Source organism: Paenarthrobacter nitroguajacolicus, assembly GCF_007786235.1.
GTDB classification, from domain to species: Bacteria; Actinomycetota; Actinomycetes; order Actinomycetales; family Micrococcaceae; genus Arthrobacter; species Arthrobacter nitroguajacolicus_A.
The window spans coordinates 368,550-387,819 of sequence record NZ_VNFK01000001.1 but is presented as its reverse complement, the minus strand read 5'-3'; the positions used below and the strand labels follow the sequence as shown (position 1 = coordinate 387,819).

General features: G+C 62.8%; 17 protein-coding genes. 15 read left to right on the top strand and 2 right to left on the bottom strand.

Translation table 11 applies throughout. The features are described from left to right. Positions 1–5: 5 nt before the first annotated feature. The 12 genes from FQP90_RS01735 (at position 6) to FQP90_RS01680 (ending at position 14,143) form a co-directional block, all read left to right on the top strand. On the top strand, positions 6–695 hold the full coding sequence (locus FQP90_RS01735) for a hypothetical protein (protein WP_144648013.1): 690 nt from the start codon (positions 6–8) through the stop codon (positions 693–695). 265 nt (positions 696–960) lie between these two features. Next, positions 961–2,130: an ADP-forming succinate--CoA ligase subunit beta gene (sucC, locus tag FQP90_RS01730; protein ID WP_089593935.1), complete on the top strand. Its 1,170-nt coding sequence runs from the start codon at positions 961–963 to the stop codon at positions 2,128–2,130. Positions 2,131–2,142: 12 nt separating this feature from the next. Then, positions 2,143–3,045 (top strand): succinate--CoA ligase subunit alpha, encoded by a 903-nt coding sequence (gene sucD, locus FQP90_RS01725; protein ID WP_144648012.1) that lies wholly within the window; start codon positions 2,143–2,145, stop codon positions 3,043–3,045. 631 nt (positions 3,046–3,676) lie between these two features. Further along, positions 3,677–4,081 carry a tautomerase family protein gene (locus tag FQP90_RS01720; RefSeq protein WP_144648011.1) on the top strand — a complete coding sequence of 135 codons (405 nt, stop codon included), beginning with the start codon at positions 3,677–3,679 and terminating at the stop codon, positions 4,079–4,081. A gap of 162 nt (positions 4,082–4,243) precedes the next feature. Continuing rightward, positions 4,244–5,284 (top strand): 5-dehydro-2-deoxygluconokinase, encoded by a 1,041-nt coding sequence (gene iolC / locus FQP90_RS01715; protein ID WP_144648010.1) that lies wholly within the window; start codon positions 4,244–4,246, stop codon positions 5,282–5,284. Beyond that, positions 5,281–6,255: a Cgl0159 family (beta/alpha)8-fold protein gene (locus tag FQP90_RS01710; RefSeq protein WP_144648009.1), complete on the top strand. Its 975-nt coding sequence runs from the start codon at positions 5,281–5,283 to the stop codon at positions 6,253–6,255. The genes iolC and FQP90_RS01710 overlap by 4 nt, the downstream gene beginning before the upstream one ends. 8 nt (positions 6,256–6,263) lie before the next feature. Further along, positions 6,264–8,210 (top strand): 3D-(3,5/4)-trihydroxycyclohexane-1,2-dione acylhydrolase (decyclizing), encoded by a 1,947-nt coding sequence (iolD, locus tag FQP90_RS01705; RefSeq protein WP_208759907.1) that lies wholly within the window; start codon positions 6,264–6,266, stop codon positions 8,208–8,210. 46 nt (positions 8,211–8,256) lie between these two features. Beyond that, positions 8,257–9,768: a CoA-acylating methylmalonate-semialdehyde dehydrogenase gene (locus tag FQP90_RS01700; RefSeq protein WP_144648008.1), complete on the top strand. Its 1,512-nt coding sequence runs from the start codon at positions 8,257–8,259 to the stop codon at positions 9,766–9,768. Positions 9,769–9,806: 38 nt separating this feature from the next. After that, positions 9,807–10,724 (top strand): sugar phosphate isomerase/epimerase family protein, encoded by a 918-nt coding sequence (locus tag FQP90_RS01695; RefSeq protein ID WP_144648007.1) that lies wholly within the window; start codon positions 9,807–9,809, stop codon positions 10,722–10,724. A 49-nt stretch (positions 10,725–10,773) separates the two neighbouring features. Then, the gene (locus tag FQP90_RS01690; protein ID WP_144648006.1) at positions 10,774–11,787 is read left to right on the top strand and encodes a Gfo/Idh/MocA family protein; all 1,014 of its coding nucleotides are present in this window, start codon (positions 10,774–10,776) and stop codon (positions 11,785–11,787) included. 9 nt (positions 11,788–11,796) lie between these two features. Further along, the gene (locus tag FQP90_RS01685; RefSeq protein WP_144648005.1) at positions 11,797–12,669 is read left to right on the top strand and encodes a sugar phosphate isomerase/epimerase family protein; all 873 of its coding nucleotides are present in this window, start codon (positions 11,797–11,799) and stop codon (positions 12,667–12,669) included. Between the two features lie 25 nt (positions 12,670–12,694). Then, positions 12,695–14,143 (top strand): sugar porter family MFS transporter, encoded by a 1,449-nt coding sequence (locus tag FQP90_RS01680; RefSeq protein ID WP_144648004.1) that lies wholly within the window; start codon positions 12,695–12,697, stop codon positions 14,141–14,143. An 84-nt stretch (positions 14,144–14,227) separates the two neighbouring features. Here FQP90_RS01680 and iolB read toward each other — a convergent pair whose 3' ends face one another. Both iolB and FQP90_RS01670 read right to left on the bottom strand, forming a co-directional pair. After that, positions 14,228–15,121: a 5-deoxy-glucuronate isomerase gene (gene iolB / locus FQP90_RS01675; protein ID WP_144648003.1), complete on the bottom strand. Its 894-nt coding sequence runs from the start codon at positions 15,119–15,121 to the stop codon at positions 14,228–14,230. 17 nt (positions 15,122–15,138) lie between these two features. Then, a complete protein-coding gene (locus FQP90_RS01670) occupies positions 15,139–15,879 on the bottom strand; it encodes a GntR family transcriptional regulator (protein ID WP_144648002.1) in 741 nt (246 codons plus the stop codon). Between the two features lie 318 nt (positions 15,880–16,197). On the opposite strand from FQP90_RS01670, the gene FQP90_RS01665 reads away from it, so the two are divergent. From FQP90_RS01665 to FQP90_RS01655, 3 genes are read left to right on the top strand one after another with little or no spacing between them, the layout of a single operon-like run. Then, positions 16,198–17,193, top strand: a complete 996-nt coding sequence (locus FQP90_RS01665) for a substrate-binding domain-containing protein (RefSeq protein ID WP_144648001.1) — start codon at positions 16,198–16,200, stop codon at positions 17,191–17,193. 53 nt (positions 17,194–17,246) lie between these two features. Then, positions 17,247–18,296, top strand: coding sequence for an ABC transporter permease (locus FQP90_RS01660; RefSeq protein ID WP_144648000.1), 1,050 nt, complete (start codon positions 17,247–17,249; stop codon positions 18,294–18,296). A gap of 12 nt (positions 18,297–18,308) precedes the next feature. Continuing rightward, positions 18,309–19,235 carry an ATP-binding cassette domain-containing protein gene (locus tag FQP90_RS01655; protein ID WP_144647999.1) on the top strand — a complete coding sequence of 309 codons (927 nt, stop codon included), beginning with the start codon at positions 18,309–18,311 and terminating at the stop codon, positions 19,233–19,235. The last annotated feature ends 35 nt before the right edge of the window (positions 19,236–19,270 follow it).

The window sequence follows — 19,270 nt, the reverse complement described above, 5'->3', positions numbered from 1 at the left end:
GTGGCATGCGACGGACTGTTCTGGGGATTTTTGCTGCCGCGCTCTTGGTCTTGACCACAGGGTGCTCCTTCGCCACCGAGGACCCGGACTATGTTCCGCCGGCCCCCCTGGCGCCCCTGGAGCAGTTGCAACAGGTTCCCGTCACCGAGCAGACCACCTTGTCCGCCGGCGAGGATGTCACCGCCTTCGTCACCACGGACCGGACCATCGTGTGCGCCCTGACATCCTCCAAGGGTGGACACCTGAACCTGCCCTACGAGGCCAACTCCTACTCGGACGCCGCCAACAACAAGTTCGCCGTGGTCCCGGTGGCTCATTGCGAACTGGCGAAGTATGCCAAGCCGGAGTTGGCCGACATTGCCGATGATTGTGCCGGAACGGGCCTGGGCTATCTCGGCGGCACAGTTCTCCTCTCACCGGACAAGGCCGTCTACGGCTCATGTCGTTCCGGCGTAACACAAATGGAGTCGGAGTTTGGGCCCAAAGGCAGCCGCAACGGGCCCATCTCCAAGCTGCGGGAGTTGGCCGAGGGGCAGAATATTGAGCGGAACGGTTTGCGCTGCTCTGCGTATAACGGCGGTGTTGCCTGCGGAAACGTCTCCGGTGGGGTGGCCTTCTTCGTGACTCCCGAGGGGTACCAGCTGATTTCCGACGGCGGCAAAACGGTCCGCGGGAGCCTGAAACAAGCGTCCTGATCGCCTCCGGACAGCCGTCGAAGAGCCCAAAAACCGCGTCATTATGCGGTTTTTCTACATCCGATAGAAGTGTAAGGTTACTCACTTAACAGGTAGTGTGTAGCTGGCGGGACTCCTCAAAGGGCTAAAGTTCCGAGAGGACCTTACGCAATGTGACCGGCTTCAATCCCGGTTGTTTACCGCGTACTTTCCGCAGCTGGCTATCGCGGTCATCGCGGTTCCCGGCTGAACAGAAAACTACTTCGACGTAGAAGGACACTAAACCGTGGACCTGTTTGAATATCAGGCGCGCGATATGTTCGAAGCGCACGGTGTACCCGTGCTCGCCGGCATCGTGGCGCACACTCCTGAAGAAGCGAAGGCAGCTGCCGAGAAGATCGGTGGCGTAACTGTCGTAAAGGCACAGGTTAAGGTTGGTGGCCGCGGCAAGGCTGGCGGCGTCAAGGTTGCCAAGACTGCCGAAGAGGCGCTTGAGCACTCCACCAACATCCTGGGCATGGACATCAAGGGCCACACCGTCAACAAGGTGATGATCGCCCAGGGTGCAGACATCGCCGAGGAATTCTACTTCTCGGTCCTCCTGGACCGTGCAAACCGCAACTACCTGGCCATGTGCTCGGTTGAAGGCGGCATGGAGATCGAGCAGCTTGCCGTTGAGCGTCCCGAGGCCTTGGCCAAGATCGCCATCGATCCCGCTGTGGGCATCGACCAGGCCAAGGCTGACGAGATCGTCGCAGCTGCAGGTTTCGCTGAAGAACTGCGCGGCAAGGTGGCCGACGTCATTCTGAAGCTTTGGGACGTCTTCAAGAAGGAAGACGCAACCCTGGTTGAGGTCAACCCGCTGGTCCGCACCGGCGCAGGCGAGATCGTTGCCCTCGACGGCAAGGTTTCCCTGGACGAGAACGCTGACTTCCGCCACGTGCACCACGCAACGTTGGAAGACAAGGACGCAGCTGACCCGCTCGAGGCCAAGGCCAAGGCGCAGGACCTCAACTACGTCAAGCTGGACGGCGAAGTGGGCATCATCGGCAACGGCGCCGGTCTTGTGATGTCGACGCTCGACGTCGTTGCTTACGCTGGCGAGAACCACGGCAACGTCAAGCCCGCCAACTTCCTGGACATCGGCGGTGGAGCTTCCGCTGAGGTCATGGCCAATGGCCTTGACGTCATCCTGGGCGACTCCCAGGTCAAGAGCGTGTTCGTGAACGTCTTCGGCGGCATCACCGCATGTGACGCCGTTGCCAAGGGCATCGTCGGTGCACTGGCTGAGCTGGGTTCCTCCGCGAACAAGCCGCTGGTGGTTCGCCTCGACGGTAACAACGTTGAGGAAGGCCGCCGCATCCTGACCGAGGCCAACCACCCGCTGGTTACCCTGGCCGCCACCATGGACGAGGGCGCCGACAAGGCCGCCGAGCTCGCCAACGCAGCTAAGTAAAGGGACGCGACAATGTCTATCTACCTCAACAAGGACTCCAAAGTCATCGTTCAGGGCATTACCGGCGGCGAGGGCACCAAGCACACCGCCCTGATGCTCAAGGCAGGCACCAACATTGTTGGTGGCGTCAACGCCCGCAAGGCCGGCACCACGGTCCTTCACGGCGACAAGGAAATCAACGTCTTCGGCACCGTCAAGGAAGCCATCGCTGAAACCGGCGCAGACGTTTCCATCGTCTTCGTTCCGCCGGCATTCACCAAGGACGCCGTGGTTGAAGCCATCGAAGCCGGCATCGGCCTCGTTGTGGTCATCACTGAAGGCGTACCGGTGCAGGACTCCGCCGAATTCTGGGCCCTCGCCCAGTCCAAGGTGGACGCTGACGGCAAGCAGATCACCCGCATCATCGGCCCGAACTGCCCCGGCATCATCACTCCGGGCGAGGCCCTGGTTGGCATCACCCCGGCAAACATCACGGGCAAGGGCCCCATCGGCCTCGTGTCAAAGTCCGGTACCTTGACCTACCAGATGATGTACGAACTCCGCGACCTCGGCTTCTCCACCGCGATCGGCATCGGTGGCGACCCCATCATCGGCACCACGCACATCGACGCCCTGGCTGCGTTCGAAGCTGACCCCGAGACCAAGGCAATCGTCATGATCGGTGAAATCGGTGGCGACGCTGAAGAGCGCGCAGCCGACTTCATCAAGGCCAACGTCACCAAGCCGGTTGTCGGCTACGTTGCCGGCTTCACGGCTCCTGAGGGCAAGACCATGGGCCACGCAGGCGCCATTGTTTCCGGCTCCGCAGGTACGGCCCAGGCCAAGAAGGAAGCCCTCGAAGCCGCAGGCGTGAAGGTCGGCAAGACGCCGTCCGAGACCGCCACGCTGCTGCGCGAAGTTTTCGCAACGCTCTAGGGTTTACAAACAGTACGACGGCGGCCCGGTGCCTTCCCCACGGAAGGCGCCGGGCCGCCGTCGTTCTTTAAGCCAGTCCTCAGTGACGCGCATGTTCGCTGGTGACGCGCATATTCGTTGGTGACGCCCGGATGTGGGTGTCCTGTGTCGGGTTGGGTGTCGCGTACGTGTTTGTGTGTCATTTACGACGGCGGCACGGTGCCTTCCCGCGGAAGGTGCCGGGCCGCCGTCGTACTTTAAGCGTTCGTTGTGGGGCCGGCTGTGCGGGGTATTCGCGTGTTTTGGGGTGCAGCGCGGGGACGAGTGACGCGCAGGTTCGCTGGGGACGCGGATGTTCGCTGGTGACGCCCGGATGTGGGTGTCCTGTGTCGGGTTGGGTGTCGGGTAGGAGTTTGTGTGTCATTCTCGACGGCGGCACGGTGCCTTCCCGCGGAAGGTGCCGGGCCGCCGTCGTGCTTTGAGTGTTCGTTGTGGGGCCCGTTTTACGTGCTACTCGCGTGTTTTGGGGCGCAGAGTGGGCCTCGCAACGCTCGAGCAAAGTCCCGTTGGGTGTTTCCGATGGGACTTTGTTGTTTCGCCGAGCAAGTATATTTGTTAGTATGTCAGGACAAACTATTTCAGGAGGGTGACAATGCCACTTGTTCGAATCGACATCAACCAAGGCCGCTCGTCTGAGGGGCTGGCAGCCCTGAGTCGCGCCATCCACGACGCGATTCTTGCCGAGTACCAGATTCCCGAGCGGGACTACTTCCACATCCTCACCGAACATCCTCAGGGCCAGATTGTGGCGCAGGATGCAGGGCTCGGCTTTGAGCGCACGACCGGCGTTGTGATGATCCAGATCTTCACTCAGGGCGGTCGCAGCCAGATGGCCAAAAGCTCGCTGTTCGAGGCCATTGCGAGCAGCCTGGCAGAACTGGGGATCGCCGGGGAGGACGTCTTCGTGGGATACGTGGAGAACACTCCAGGGGATTGGTCGTTCGGCTTCGGGCGCAGCCAGTATGTCACCGGAGAACTGGCTGTGCCACGCAAGTAATTGCTGTCCGTGTCATGTTGTAAATATGTCAGTACAAACCTTTGACAGGACATGAAATCTGGTGCAAAGTAGTCATGTGGCCCCGCTCACTGAGGGGTGGCAAGGCATTGGGGCCCAGCGCTCAAAGGTTCAGAGTTCACAAGAGAAAGGTCAACGATCACCGTGACCCACGAACTACTCACGATCGGGCGCATCAGCGTTGATATCTACCCGAATGACATCGGAGTGGACCTGGAGGACGTCACGTCCTTCGGCAAATACCTGGGAGGCTCGCCCTCCAACGTGGCTGTTGCGGCAGCCCGCCACGGCCGCCGCACCGGTGTCATCACCCGCACCGGCGATGACGCCTTCGGAAAGTACCTGCACCGCGAACTTCACAAGTTCAACGTTGACGATTCGTTCGTTTCTCCGGTTACGGAATACCCCACGGCAGTGACGTTCTGTGCGATCAAGCCCGCAACGGACGAGTTCCCGCTGTACTTCTACGGCCGCTTCCCCACAGCGCCTGACCTGCAGATCAAAGCCGAAGAGCTTGATCTGGAAGCCGTCCGCGAAGCAGGAATCTTCTGGTCCACCGTCACCGGCCTGTGCCAGGAGCCCAGCCGCAGCGCACACATCGCCGCACACCAGGCCCGTCCCCGGACCGGCTTGAAGCCGGGCCAATTCACCATTTTGGACCTGGATTACCGCCCCATGTTCTGGGCCTCGGAAGCCGAAGCCCGCGCCGAGGTTGCCAAGATCCTCCCGCACGTCACCGTCGCGATCGGCAACGACAAAGAATGCGCTGTGGCCGTCGGTGAGGGAACGCCCGACGAGCAGGCAGACCGCCTACTGGCGGCCGGCGTCGAAATCGCCGTCGTGAAGCTTGGCGCTGAAGGCGTGATGGCTAAGACCCGCACGGAGCGCGTGGTCTCGGCGCCTGTCCCGGTGGAAACCGTCAACGGCCTGGGCGCCGGCGACTCCTTCGGCGGCGCTTTCTGTCACGGACTGCTGTCCGGCTGGCCGCTGTCGGAAGTCCTCGACTACGCCAACGCTTCGGGCGCGATTGTCGCCTCCCGTGTGTCGTGCGCGGATGCGATGCCGACGCCGGACGAGGTCACCTCGCTGCTCGCGGAACGCGGCCGGCCCGTCCCTGGTGCCACTCTCGCAGCCTCCTCGACTCTCGCAGCCTCCTCCACCCTCGCAGAAGGAGCAGTGCGTTGAGCCTCAACGATGACCCACGCCGTTATGAGCACCTGAGCCGGATCAGGCTCGAAGACCCCGAGGCTGTTGCCCGCGCTGCGGCCACCCGCCGCAAGCACCCGGGCTTGAAGCACGACACCCAGAACTTCATCGTCGCTGCCGACCACCCCGCCCGCGGCGCCCTTGCAGTTGGCACGGAGCCGATGGCCATGGCTGATCGCCGGGACCTCCTGGACCGCCTCCAGATTGCGTTGGCCAACCCCGCCGTGGACGGCATCCTTGCCTCGCCGGATATCATGGATGACCTTCTGCTCTTGGGGGCGTTGGACGGCAAACTCATCTTCGGCTCCATGAACCGCGGCGGCCTGGCCGGTTTGGTCAACGAGTTCGACGACCGCTTCACCGGGCACACCGCCGAAGCCCTGGAAGCACTCGGCGCTGATGGCGGCAAGATGCTGACCCGTATCTGCCTTGGCGATCCGGACACGGTGGCCACGCTTGAAGCCACAGCCAAGGCCATCGATTCGCTGGCCGCACGCAAGCTGATCGCCATGGTTGAACCCTTCCTGTCCGTTCGTGATGCGCACGGCAAGGTCCGCAACGACCTCCGCGCAGACGCTGTGATCAAGTCCGTTGGCATCGCCGAGGGCCTCGGCTCCACCAGCGCCTACACGTGGATGAAACTGCCGGTTGTAGCGGAGATGGAACGTGTCATGGCCTCCACCACGCTGCCCACGGTTTTGTTGGGCGGAGACCCCGATGGAACCCAGGACGAGGTGTTCGCCAGCTGGCAAGCGGCGCTGGCGCTTCCCGGTGTTCGCGGCCTGACTGTCGGCCGGACCCTTTTGTACCCGCACGACGGCGACGTTGCAGGCGCCGTTGCGACGGCCGCCTCGCTGCTGAACAACAGCGGGCCCGTCCCGGCAGTCGTCGAACCGGCCGCTGCAGAGCGCTCATCGTCCAACCGCATCCCCGTGAAAGTATCGGAGTAAAGAAAACCATGGGAACAGCAACCCGTCGGATGACCGTGGCGCAGGCCGTGGTCGAGTTCCTTTCCAAGCAGTACACCGTGGATTCCATTAATGGTGCGGAGTACCGTGAGCGCCTGATTCCGGGCACCTTCGGCATCTTCGGACACGGCAATGTTGCTGGTGTGGGACAGGCCTTGAAGCAGTATCAAGCCGCGGACCCCGCCATCATGCCGTACTACCAGGGTCGCAATGAGCAGGCCCAGGTGCACCAGGCTGTGGGCTACGCACGGCACACGCGTCGCCGCCAGACGTTCGCGATCAGCACTTCCATCGGCCCGGGTTCCTCGAACCTGCTGACCGGTGCTGCGTTGGCCACCACCAACCGCCTTCCCGTGCTGCTGCTGCCGAGTGACACCTTCGCCACCCGGGCTGCTGACCCTGTGCTCCAGCAGTTGGAACTCCCGTACGCCTACGACATCACGGTCAACGATGCTTTCCGTCCGTTGTCCAAGTTCTTCGACCGGGTCTCGCGTCCGGAACAGTTGTTCTCCGCGTTCCACCACGGGTTGCGTGTCCTGACGGATCCGGCCGAAACCGGCGCAGTCACCATTTCACTGCCGCAGGATGTCCAGGCAGAGGCCTTCGACGTCCCGGAAGAGTTCCTGGCCGAACGTGAATGGCGGATCCGCCGTCCCGAGGCCGAGGATGACGACATCCGCCGCGCCGTGGAGGCCATCCGCGCGGCCAAGCGCCCGCTGATCATCGCCGGCGGTGGAGTCCTCTACGCCTACGCCAACGAGGAACTCGCCACGTTCGCCGAACTAACCGGCATCCCGGTAGGCAACACTCAGGCTGGCGTCGGCGTCCTGCCGTGGGACCACAAGTTCTCCCTGGGTGCCATCGGTTCAACCGGCACGACGGCGGCCAACGCCATCGCTGCCGAAGCTGACCTCATCATCGGCATCGGGACCCGCTACGAGGACTTCACCACGGCGTCCCGCACGGCGTTCCAGAACCCTGACGTGAAGTTCGTGAACATCAACGTGGCTGCGATCGATGCCTACAAGCACGGCACCACACTGCCGATCGTCGCCGATGCGCGCAAGGCGCTGGTGAAACTCAACCAGGCCCTGGGTGGCTACCGCGTCGGTGCTGACCTCGAGGAGAAGGTCGCGGCGGAGAAGAAGCGCTGGAACGCGATCGTGGACGAGGCTTTCGAGACCCGTTACACACCGCTCCCGGCCCAGAACGAGATCATCGGCGCCACCAACAAGGCCATGGATGACCAGGACGTCGTCATCTGTGCCGCCGGTTCCCTGCCCGGTGACCTGCACAAGATGTGGCGTGTCCGTGACCCCTTCGGTTACCACGTGGAATACGCGTACTCCTGCATGGGCTACGAAATCCCCGGAGGGCTGGGCGTGAAGCGCGCAGCACTGGCCGAAGCCGCAGCAGGCGGCCCGGAACGGGATGTGGTGGTCATGGTGGGGGACGGCTCCTACCTGATGATGCACACCGAACTGGTCACCGCCGTCGCCGAACGCATCAAGCTGATCGTGGTCCTGATCCAGAACCACGGCTACGCCTCCATCGGTTCCCTGTCCGAATCCCTCGGCTCGCAGCGCTTCGGTACGCAGTACCGCGTCCTGGACAAGGAACAGCACAGCTTCGACGCCGGTGAAAACCTTCCCATCGACCTCGCCACCAACGCAGAATCCCTGGGCGCCAAGGTCATCCGGATCGAACCGGGGGAGAACGTCATCGAAGCCCTCGGCGCGGCCATCAAGGAAGCCAAGGCAGCCCCGGAGACCGGACCGATCGTGATTCATGTCGAGTCCGATCCTCTGTTGGACGCACCGAGTTCCGAGTCCTGGTGGGACGTTCCCGTCTCACAGGTCTCCGACCTCGAATCAACCCAGCAGGCCTACAAGACCTATACAGACCACAAGAACCGCCAGCGCAAGCTGCTCGGCTAGTCACAGCCCCGCCCTAAAAGCCACAGACCAAAAAGGAAGTCCGCACATGTCGACGACGACCACACTGACCACCATTCACCACTTCATTGACGGCGCTGAAACCACTGGTGAGGGCGACCGCACCCAGCCGGTGTACAACCCGGCCACCGGGCAGGTTTCGGCGGAGCTGCGCCTGGCAAGCGAAGCCGATTTGAACACCACGGTTGCTGCCGCGAAGAAGGCCGCCGAGTCCTGGGGCGATATTTCCCTGGCCAAGCGCACTGCGGTGTTGTTCAAGTTCCGTGAGCTCGTCGCCGCCCATGTCGATGACCTCGCCGAGCTGATCACCGCCGAGCACGGCAAGGTCCTCTCCGATGCGAAGGGCGAGATCGGCCGTGGCCTGGAGGTCATCGAGTTCGCCTGTGGCATCCCGCAGCTGCTCAAGGGCGACTACTCGGACCAGGTCTCCACCGGCATCGATGTGTTCTCCTTCCGCGAACCCCTGGGCGTCGTTGCCGGGATCACCCCGTTCAACTTCCCGGTCATGGTGCCGCTGTGGATGGCCCCGATGGCCATCGCCACCGGCAACGCGTTCATCCTCAAGCCCTCCGAGCGTGACCCGTCCGCGCCGATGCTGCTGGCCAAGCTCTGGAAGCAGGCCGGCCTGCCCGATGGCGTGTTCCAGGTCCTGCACGGCGGCAAGGAAACCGTGGACGGGCTGCTGACCCACCCGGACGTGGACGGGATCTCCTTCGTCGGCTCCACCCCGATCGCCCAGTACGTCCACGAGACCGCCACCAAGCACGGCAAAAGGGTCCAGGCCCTGGGCGGGGCGAAGAACCACGCCATCGTGATGCCCGACGCCGACCTGGACAACGCCGCCGATCACCTCGCCGCCGCCGCGTTCGGTTCCGCCGGTGAGCGCTGCATGGCCATCTCCGTCGCCGTTGCCGTCAGTGACGCTGCGGACCTGATCGTCAAAAAGGTCCAAGAACGCGCCCTGGCCGTGAAGGTCAAGAACGGCACCGAACCCGACGCCGAGATGGGCCCGGTCATCACCCCGGCGTCCAAGGAACGCATTGTCAAGATCGTCACCGAAGCCGAAACCGCGGGAGCTGCCATGGTGGTGGACGGCCGCGATCTGGTGGTCCCCGGCCACGAAGACGGTTTCTGGGTGGGCCCCACCGTGATCGACCACGTCACAGCCGAAATGACCGCCTACACCGAGGAAATCTTCGGACCCGTCCTGGTGGTAGTCCGCGTGGCCGACCTCGAAGAAGGCATCGCCCTGATCAACTCCAACCCGTACGGCAACGGAACCGCGATCTTCACCTCCTCCGGCGCGAACGCCAGGAAGTTCCAGCGCTCGGTGACCGTGGGCATGGTAGGCATCAACGTGCCCCTGCCCGTCCCGGTGGCCTACCACTCCTTCGGCGGCTGGAAGAACTCCCTCTTCGGCGACAAGCACATCTACGGCCCCGAAGGCGTCTCCTTCTACACCCGGGGCAAGGTCATCACCTCCCGCTGGCCCGAGCCCACCCACGCCTCCGGCGCCTCCTACAACTTCCCCTCCAACTAACCGCCCGCTACACCGTCGCAAAGGAAGACAACGCTGTCATGACTGATGTCGAGAACAAGCTGATCATCGGCACCGCCCCCGACTCCTGGGGCGTGTGGTTTGCCGACGACCCCCAGCAGACCCCGTGGGAACGGTTCCTGGACGAAGTTGCTGAATCCGGCTACAAGTGGATCGAACTGGGTCCGTACGGTTACCTGCCGAACGACCCCACGCGCTTGGCCGAGGAACTAAAGCAGCGCGACCTCAAGGTCACCGCGGGAACGGTGTTCACGGCTTTCCACCGCGGCGCCAAGCAGTACGACGAGGCGTGGGAACCGGCCCGCAAGGTAGCCGAGCTGACCGCAGCCATGGGCGGCGAACACATCGTGGTCATCCCGGCGATGTGGCGTGACGATGTCACTGGAGAAGCCGTCGAAAACGGTGAACTCAGCGACGAGCAGTGGGCCGACCTCTTCGCCGGCCACAATCGCATGGGCAAGGTCCTGCTGGAGGACTTCGGTCTGCACCAGCAGTTCCACTCGCACGCCGACTCGCATGTCGGGGCGCAGCAGGACATTGAAACCCTCCTGGCCGCCACGGATCCGCAGTACTTGAACCTTTGTTTGGACACAGGGCACGCAGAATACTGCGGCGCTTCCAGCTTGGAGCTCATCAAGAACTATCCGGACCGCATCGGCTACCTGCACCTGAAGCAGATCAACCCCGAGGTGCTGGCTGAGGTCAACGAGAAGAACATGACCTGGGCTGCGGCCAACCTGGCCGGCGTCATGACCGAGCCGCCGAACGGCCTCCCGGATCTGCGCGCTGTGATCGAAGCGGTGGAAGCCCTCAACCGACCCATCTTCGGCATCGTGGAACAGGACATGTACCCGGTAGCGTTCGATGTGCCGATGCCTATCGCCAAGCGAACCCGCAACTACTTGCTTTCCTGCGGCTCCCGTACGCGAATCCAGTAGCAGCTCCCCGACACAGCACCCCAGAAGAACCTCACGAAGGACAGATACAGTGACACAGACTCTCCGCGTTGCCGTCATCGGCGCAGGCCGCATGGGTGCGGACCACATCAAACGCCTCAGTACCCGCATTCACGGCGCTGAGGTGGCCGCCGTCGTAGACGTTGACCTGGCCCGCGCGCAAGCCGCCATCGAGGGCATCGACGGCGCCGTGGCGCTGGCCAGTGCTGATGAAGCACTCAACAACGGTGACGTGAACGCCGTCCTGATCGCCACTCCGGGTTTCCTCCACGAGGAAATCCTTTACAAGGCGCTGGAGAAGGACTTCCCGATCCTCTGCGAGAAGCCGCTGACGCCGGACGCCGACAGCGCCTGGAAGGTTGTCCAGGCTGAGCAGTCGCTGGGCCATAAGCGCATCCAGGTGGGCTTCATGCGTCGCTTCGATGCCGAGTACTCGGCGTTGGGGGCAATCATCCGCAACAGCGAATTGGGGGAGCTGTTGATGTTGCACCACCAGCACCGCAACCCGACCACGCCCGAGGGCTTCACCAACGAGATGCTGATCAACGACTCCGTGGTCCATGAGTTCGACGCGATCCGCTACTTCACCGGCGAGGAAATCACCTCCGTGCAGGTCCGCTTGGGCAAGCCCACGCGCAGTGCGCCCAACGGCCAGCACGATCCCCAGCACGTGTTGCTGGAGACCGAATCAGGTGTGCTGGCCGACGTCGAAATCTACGTCAATGCCAAGTTTGGCTATCAGGTGGCCACGCAGGCGTCCTTCGAGGACGGCATCGTGAGCATCGGCGGGGACAACGGCCCGTACGTCCAGTCCGCGGGCAAGTGGGGCGGCAACGTCACCCCCGGCTTTGAGGAGCGTTTCGGAGCGGCGTACGACGTCGAGGTGCAGGCTTGGGTGGACGCCGCCCTTCGCGGCGAAATTGGCGGTCCCACCGCGTGGGACGGTTACGCCACCGCAGCTTGTTGCGAGGCAGGCGTCGAGGCCCAGAAGTCCGGCGAGAAGGTCAAAGTCCAGCTGAACACCAAGCCGGATCTCTACAAGTAGGGGTTGACCATGAAGATCGCACTTGATCCCACACCGTTCCACCACAGCCACAGCCTGCTGGAGTTCCCGCGTGTTGCGGCAGATCTCGGCTACAAGTACCTGCAGATGACCCCGCACGCGGACCTCATTCCGTTCTTCAACCACCCCAAGGCCGACGACGAGCTGGTGGGGAAGTTGAAGGCCGCGTGCAAGGACGCCGGCGTTGAAATCGCGTCGGTCCTGCCGGTCCTTCGCTGGTCAGGTCCGGACGAGGATGCCCGCGAGGCCGCTGTCCGCTACTGGAAGCGTGCCATCCAGATCGCCGTGGACCTGGGTGTCCAGACCATGAACACGGAGTTCAGCGGCCGCCCCGAGAAGGCAGAAGAGTCGGAGCGGGCGTTCTACCGCTCCATGGAAGAACTCCTGCCCATCATCGAACGTGAAGACATGGACGTGCTGATCGACCCGCACCCGGACGATTTCGTGGAGGATGGCCTGGCTGCACTGCGCGTCATCAGGGGCATCAACTCGCCCAACATCGGCATGGTCTATGTCGCTTCGCACACGTTCCACATGGGCAACAAACCCTTGGAGATCATGCGGGCAGCGGGAGACAAGCTCCGGCTGGTGCACGTCTCGGACACCATGAACCACCATGCTTCGCACGGCCTGCGCTACATCACCAATCCGCCCGGCAACGCCGTCCGCGTCCACCAACACCTGAAGATCGGCGACGGCGACGTCAACTGGGACGAGTTCTTCGGCGGACTGAAGGAGATCGGCTTCCTGGACAAGGCGAACACCGTGATGGTGTCGTCCGTGTTCGCCGAAGACGACAACGCGGAAGAAGTCTCCCGGTACCAGCTCAAGACGATGACCGACTACGTCGCCCGGACAAAGTAAGGACAGGTAGCGAGAAAAGGTACCTATGACCAAGTCTCCTTCATTCGAGACCGAAACCGGCCGGCTCCCAGCTCCACCTGCACCTTCCGGGAAACCCAGCAAGCCGGTCAATCCCAAGAAATTCCTCCGCAAAGTCGCGTTGTTCTCCACGTTCGGTGGGCTGCTGTTCGGCTATGACACCGGCGTGATCAACGGTGCCTTGCCGTTCATGCAGAAGGACCTTGGCCTGACGCCATTGACCGAAGGCCTGGTGACCTCCACCCTGCTCTTCGGCGCGGCATTCGGCGCGATCAGCGCAGGGCGGCTGTCCGACCGTTTCGGTCGCCGCAAGACCATCATGGGCCTCGCCCTGATCTTCGCTTTTGCAACCATCGGCTGCTCCTTGGCGCCGACCACTGAGCTTCTGGTCCTTGCCCGCACGGTCCTGGGTCTCGCCGTCGGCGGTGCCTCGGTGATTGTTCCCGTGTACCTGGCGGAAATGTCTCCGGCGGCGCAGCGCGGCAGGATCGTCACGCAGAACGAACTCATGATCGTCACCGGGCAGTTCCTTGCCTTCACGTTCAACGCCGTGTTGGGCAACCTCTTCCCGGAAGAGCTGCACGTGTGGCGCTGGATGCTGGTGATTGCCACGCTTCCGGCCGTAATCCTATGGTTTGGCATGCTGATCCTCCCGGAGAGTCCGCGGTGGCTCGCGTCTTCAGGGCGATTCGGCGAAGTCATGGAGGTCCTGCGGCGCACCCGCGCTGCAGGCGAAGTTTCCGAGGAGTTCGACGACGTCCGGCGCGCCGCCCGCGAGGATTACCAATCCAAGATGGGGACGTTCAAGGACCTGACCGTTCCGTGGATTCGCAGGATCTTCGTGGTGGGACTGGGGCTTGCCGTGATCAACCAGATCAGCGGCGTGAACGCCATCATGTACTACGGCACATCCATCCTGTCTTCGTCCGGCTTCGGCGACCAAGGTGCATTGCTGGCCAATGTAGTCAATGGCGTGACGTCCGTGGTCGCCGTGATCGTGGGTATGTGGATGATGAGCAGGCTTCCCCGTAAGGCCATGCTGATCGGTGGCCTGTGTGGCACGGCCGTGTCCCTTACCGCCATATCGGTGATCTCGTTCGCCGTGCCGGAAGGGACGCTCAGGGCCTACCTTGTGCTGCTGTTCATGGTGACGTTCCTGGCGTCCATGCAGTCGTGCATCGGCACTGTCACCTGGTTGACGTTGTCCGAGATCTTCCCCATGCATGTCCGCGGCGTGGGCATGGGTATCTGCGTGTTCGTGCTGTGGATCTTCAACTTCATGGTGGGCTTCTTCTTCCCGCAGATGGTGGCCTGGATGGGTGTTTCCGCCACGTTCCTGGTGTTTGTCGCGCTGCAGTTGGTGGCCATCGCCTGGGTGAAGCGCTCCATGCCGGAAACCAAGGGCAAGAGCCTGGAGGAACTGGAAGCGTTCTTCAAAGCCCGCACCAAGGCGTAGTCGCCCCCAGTTCAAGAGCAGACAGCGAAGGCCCCCTGGAAACCGCCGAAATCCAGGGGGCCTTCGCTGTTGGGGCTGTTGGGCTTATGCGCCGAACGGGAGCCGCGGATCGATGTCCTGGTCCTCCCACGTCCGGCGGATCCAGCCGTGGTGGGGGTCGTCGCTGATCAGCCACTCGCGGACCCGGCCGGGGCCGGCCATCACGTTGAGGTAGTAGAGGTCGTAGCCGGGGGCTGCCATGGCCGGACCGTGCCAACCGTAGGGGACCAGGACGACGTCGCCCGTACGGACTTCGGCGGAGACGTCGATGGGCCGCTCGTCGGAGGCGTAGACGCGGGCGTAGCCGATGGCGTCGGAGTCTTCGGGGGCCGGGGATTCAGGCGTGACGCGGGTTTCGAAGTAGTAGATCTCCTCGAGACTGGTCTCGCCGTCTTTCTCCTCATCGTGCTTATGGGGAGGGTAGGAGGACCAGTTGCCGCCCGGCGTGATGACTTCGCACACGATAAAGCGGTCCGCTTCCAGCGCTGCAGGGGTGCCGAAGTTGTGCACTTGGCGTGAGCAGTTGCCTGCCCCGCGCAGTTCAACGGGAGTTTCCGCGGCCGTGACCAGCCTGGTGGGGTACCCGGCCTTTGCCGGTGCGGTAGCAACCGCAACCCTTCCGCCGTCGTTGGAGCTAATGGTGACGGCCTTATCGATTCCCGTGTACAGGACGTCGCTTGGCCCGTGGAAAACCGACTGCCGCCCCGCGAGGCTGTACTCGCCGTCGTCGACCGTTACGGTGAACGAGCCGCTCAGCGGCACCACGATCCGCTCTTCCGCAGCGGCGGGAAGCTCGACGGCGGCACCTGCGGCGAGCGTCGCGACCTTCAGGCCCGTATGGGCCCAGCCGTCGATGGCCAGGGTGGAATCGGAGGTCCCCAGCGAGATGTCCCATTTACCGTCATTGGCTGTTCCCAGTGGGTATACCCAGTTGGCCATAAGTGTTTGTCCTTGCGTTAGCGCTGTACGAGTGTCATTTCAAAGCTGTAGGAATCGGCGCGGTAGACGTGGTGGCCGGTTTCCACCATGCGTCCGGTGTCGTCCACCGCCGTGCGTTCCATTGTGACCAGTGCCGACCCCGCCTCGGTTTCCAAGAGGGGAGCCTGGTAGTCGTTGGCGATCATGGCGCCGATACGTTGGGATGCCAGCCTGAAGTTCACGCCACCCCGCCTAAGGATGGCGTAGAGGCCTTCGTTGGCAAGCTGGGCTTCATCCATGCTGGTGATGTCATCGCGGACCCAGTTCTCCATGAGCGCCAGCGGCTTGCCGCCCACTTTGCGCAGGCGCGTGAAGTGGTAGACCTTGGAGCCGGTGGGCAGTTGGAGGGCTGCGAGGGTGAGGGCGTCGGCCTCGACGTGGGAGAAGCTCAGGACCTCGGTGGTGGGCTTTTTGCCGTTGTTGCTGAGGTCGTCGTAGAGGCTGGACAGTTCCAGGGGGCGGCGGACCTGGCTGGAGACCACTTGGGTGCCCACGCCGCGTTTGCGGACCAGGAGTCCGGCACGGACAAGCTCGTCCATCGCCTTGCGCATGGTGGGACGGGACAGATTCAGCTGTGCTGCGAGGTCGATCTCGTTGTCCAAGCGGCTGCCGGGTTCAAGGATGCCGCTGTGAATCGCGGCCTCGATGCCTTGAACCACCTGGTGGTAAAGGGGCACAGGGGACGAACGATCGATGCTGAGGCTGAGTTGGTTCGCCACTGGATTCTCCTAGACGCCTGCTGAAGGCCGGCCGGGGAGCGGGTTGCGGCTCCTCTGCCGGATGGGATGGGTATGTCCGTTCATGTTCTCTTGATAGGACATACTGCCTATTTCCGATAATAGCAGCCGGGTTGCGACGGTCAAGGAAACCTCCTCGGGCCGAGTCGCCAAGCCCTCCACTCGAGGAGATTACGTTAAAACATCCTAATGTCAGGACAAACTATTGACAAAGTGTGAGGCGAGTCACCATGATCTGAGTAGTAGGTCATCCGGATACGAGTCTCCGGAGGCCCGAAGCTGAAATCAAAGGAGATAACGGTGGCAAAATTCTCATGGCGCACAGCGGCGGTCGTCGCAGCAGTGGTTCCCCTCGTGGCACTGAGCGCCTGTTCCAGCCAAGGTGGCAAGCCGGCAGATTCCGGCGGGGGAGCCGCTGCCGGCCAAGTGGCGAGCACCGACCGCATCAAGATCGCGCTGATCACCCACGCCCCTCCCGGTGACACCTTCTGGGACACCGTACGCAAGGGTGCGGAAGAAGCCGCGGCCAAGGACAACGTGGAGCTGCTGTACACCAGCGATGCCGAAGCGGGACGCCAGGCCCAGTTGATCCAGCAAGCGGTGGACCAAAAGGTTGATGGCATCGCGGTCACGCTGGCGACTCCCGACGCACTCAAGGATTCGCTCAAGAAGGCCACCGAAGCCGGAATCCCCATTGTCAGCCTGAATGCAGGCGAGTCCGTCTCCAAGCAGCTTGGCGCTTTCACGCACTTCGGTTCCAACGAGAAGCTTGCCGGCGAAGCTGTGGGTGAGCGGCTGGCCGCGGAAAACTTCAAGCACCCCATCTGCGTCATCCAGGCTCAAGGGCACGTAGGCCTGGAAGCCCGGTGCGCCGGTGTTAAGGCGAAGGTTCCTGGAACGGAAATCCTCTACGTCAACGGCGCGGACATGACCTCCGTGGAATCGACAGCAACCGCGAAGTTGCAGGCTTCCAAGGATGCCGACGTGATCATTGGCTTGGGTGCCCCGATCACCCTCACGCTCATCAAGTCCGTGTCCACCGCCGGAAGCTCCGCCAAGGTGGCCAGCTTCGACCTGAACAAGGAACTGGCGCAAAAGATCGCGGACGGCGGAGTGCTGTTCACCGTGGACCAGCAGCCGTGGCTGCAGGGCTACGGCGCCATCGATGCCATTTGGCAGAACAAGCGCGGTGGTTTCACCATCGGCGGCGGCCAGTCCGTCCTGACGGGCCCGGCCATCATCGACAAGGCCAATGCCACCGACGTCCTGAAGTTCGCTGAGCAGGGTATCCGCTAGCACTGACTCGCCGGGCCCGGTGGAAACCGGGCCCGGCAGCAAGGAACACCATCATGACTATGACCCCCACCGCCGCAAAACCAATCGCAGCTGACGAGCGCGTCGGACAACGCAACCCGCTCCAGAAGCTCCTTGGCCGTCCGGAAGTCGGCGCCCTCGTTGGTGCCGTCGTCCTCTTCATCTTCTTCGCATCCGTTTCGCAGACGTTCATCCAGCCGAACGCTTTCGCCACGGTCCTCTACGGAAGCTCCACCATCGGCATCATGGCTGTTGGCGTGTCCCTGCTGATGATCGGCGGTGAGTTCGACCTTTCCACGGGCGTTGCCGTCATCTCCTCGGCGCTCACGGCCTCGCTCTTCAGCTGGTACTTCACCACCAATGTCTGGGTGGGGGTCATCCTGGCCTTGGCCGTTTCGCTGGGGATCGGCCTGATCAACGGCTGGATCCTGGTCAAGACAAAACTGCCCAGTTTCATCGTCACCCTGGCGTCCTTCCTCATGCTCACCGGCCTCAACCTCGGCCTCACGCGACTCATCGGCGGATCCGTATCGTCGCCGTCGATCTCGAACATGGACGGCTTCGACTCGGCGCAGGCCGTGTTCGCCTCATCGGTGTCCATTGGCGGCGTGGACGTCAAGATCACGGTCTTCATTTGGATCGCCCTGGTGGCGGTAGCCTCTTGGATCCTGCTCCGCACTCGGGTAGGCAACTGGATCTTCGCAGTAGGCGGCGATGCCAACGCGGCCCGCGCAGTAGGCGTCCCGGTCACGAAGACCAAAATCGGCCTCTTCATGGCCGTTGGTTTCTGCGGCTGGATCCTGGGCATGCACAATCTCTTCGCCTTCGATTCGGTGCAGTCCGGTGAAGGCGTCGGCAACGAGTTCCTGTACATCATCGCTGCGGTCATCGGTGGCTGCCTCCTGACCGGCGGCTACGGCTCGGCAGTGGGTGGCGCGATCGGTGCCTTCATCTTCGGCATGGCCAACAAGGGCATCGTGTACGCACAATGGAATCCGGACTGGTTCAAGTTCTTCCTGGGCTTGATGCTCCTGCTGGCCACCATCGTGAACCTGATCGTCAAGCGCCGGGCAGAGCTCAAGTAAAGGACCCGAACCATGAATGCACAACAGATTGACCAACAGACCCTGCTAAAGGATGAGAAGGACCCGTTGACGCACACACCAGTGCACCTGCTCTCCCTGGAGAACGTGGGTAAGCACTACGGCAACATCATCGCCCTGCGCGATGTCACCATGGCTGTGGACAACGGCCGCGTCACCTGCGTCCTGGGCGACAACGGCGCCGGCAAGTCCACCCTGATCAAGATCATCGCCGGGCTCCACCAGCATGACGAAGGCACTTTGCATGTGATGGGCGATGCCAGGAAGTTCTCGTCGCCCAGGGAAGCCCTGGACGCCGGCATCGCCACGGTCTACCAGGACCTGGCCGTCGTCCCCTTGATGCCCATTTGGCGCAACTTCTTCCTTGGCTCTGAGCTGACCAGCGGGTTTGGCCCGTTCAAGAGCATGGATGTCCAGAAGATGAAGGACATCACCAAGAAGGAACTCGCGGACATGGGCATCGACCTCCGGGACGTAGAGCAGCCCATCGGCCAGCTCTCCGGTGGTGAACGCCAGTGTGTGGCGATTGCCCGTGCGGTGTACTTCGGCGCGAAGGTGCTGATCCTGGACGAGCCCACGGCTGCGCTGGGTGTCAAGCAGTCCGGCGTCGTGCTCCGCTACATCCTGCAGGCCCGAGACCGTGGACTCGGAGTCATTTTCATCACCCACAACCCGCACCATGCCTTCCCCGTGGGCGACCGGTTCCTGCTGCTCAAACGCGGCAAGTCAATCGGCTACTACGACAAGAAGGACATCACCCTGGATGAGCTGACGGCCCAGATGGCCGGCGGTGCCGAACTGGCTGAACTGGCCCACGAGCTGGAGCAGCTCGGTGGCCACTCCGACGCTCTTGAGGAAGTGAAGGCCGAAGTGGCGGGTGTGGCTGACGCTGCCCCCGAGAGCCCCAGCAAGAAACACTAGGCTTTCGCTGAAAGTACTCTGCCCGGAGCCCTGGC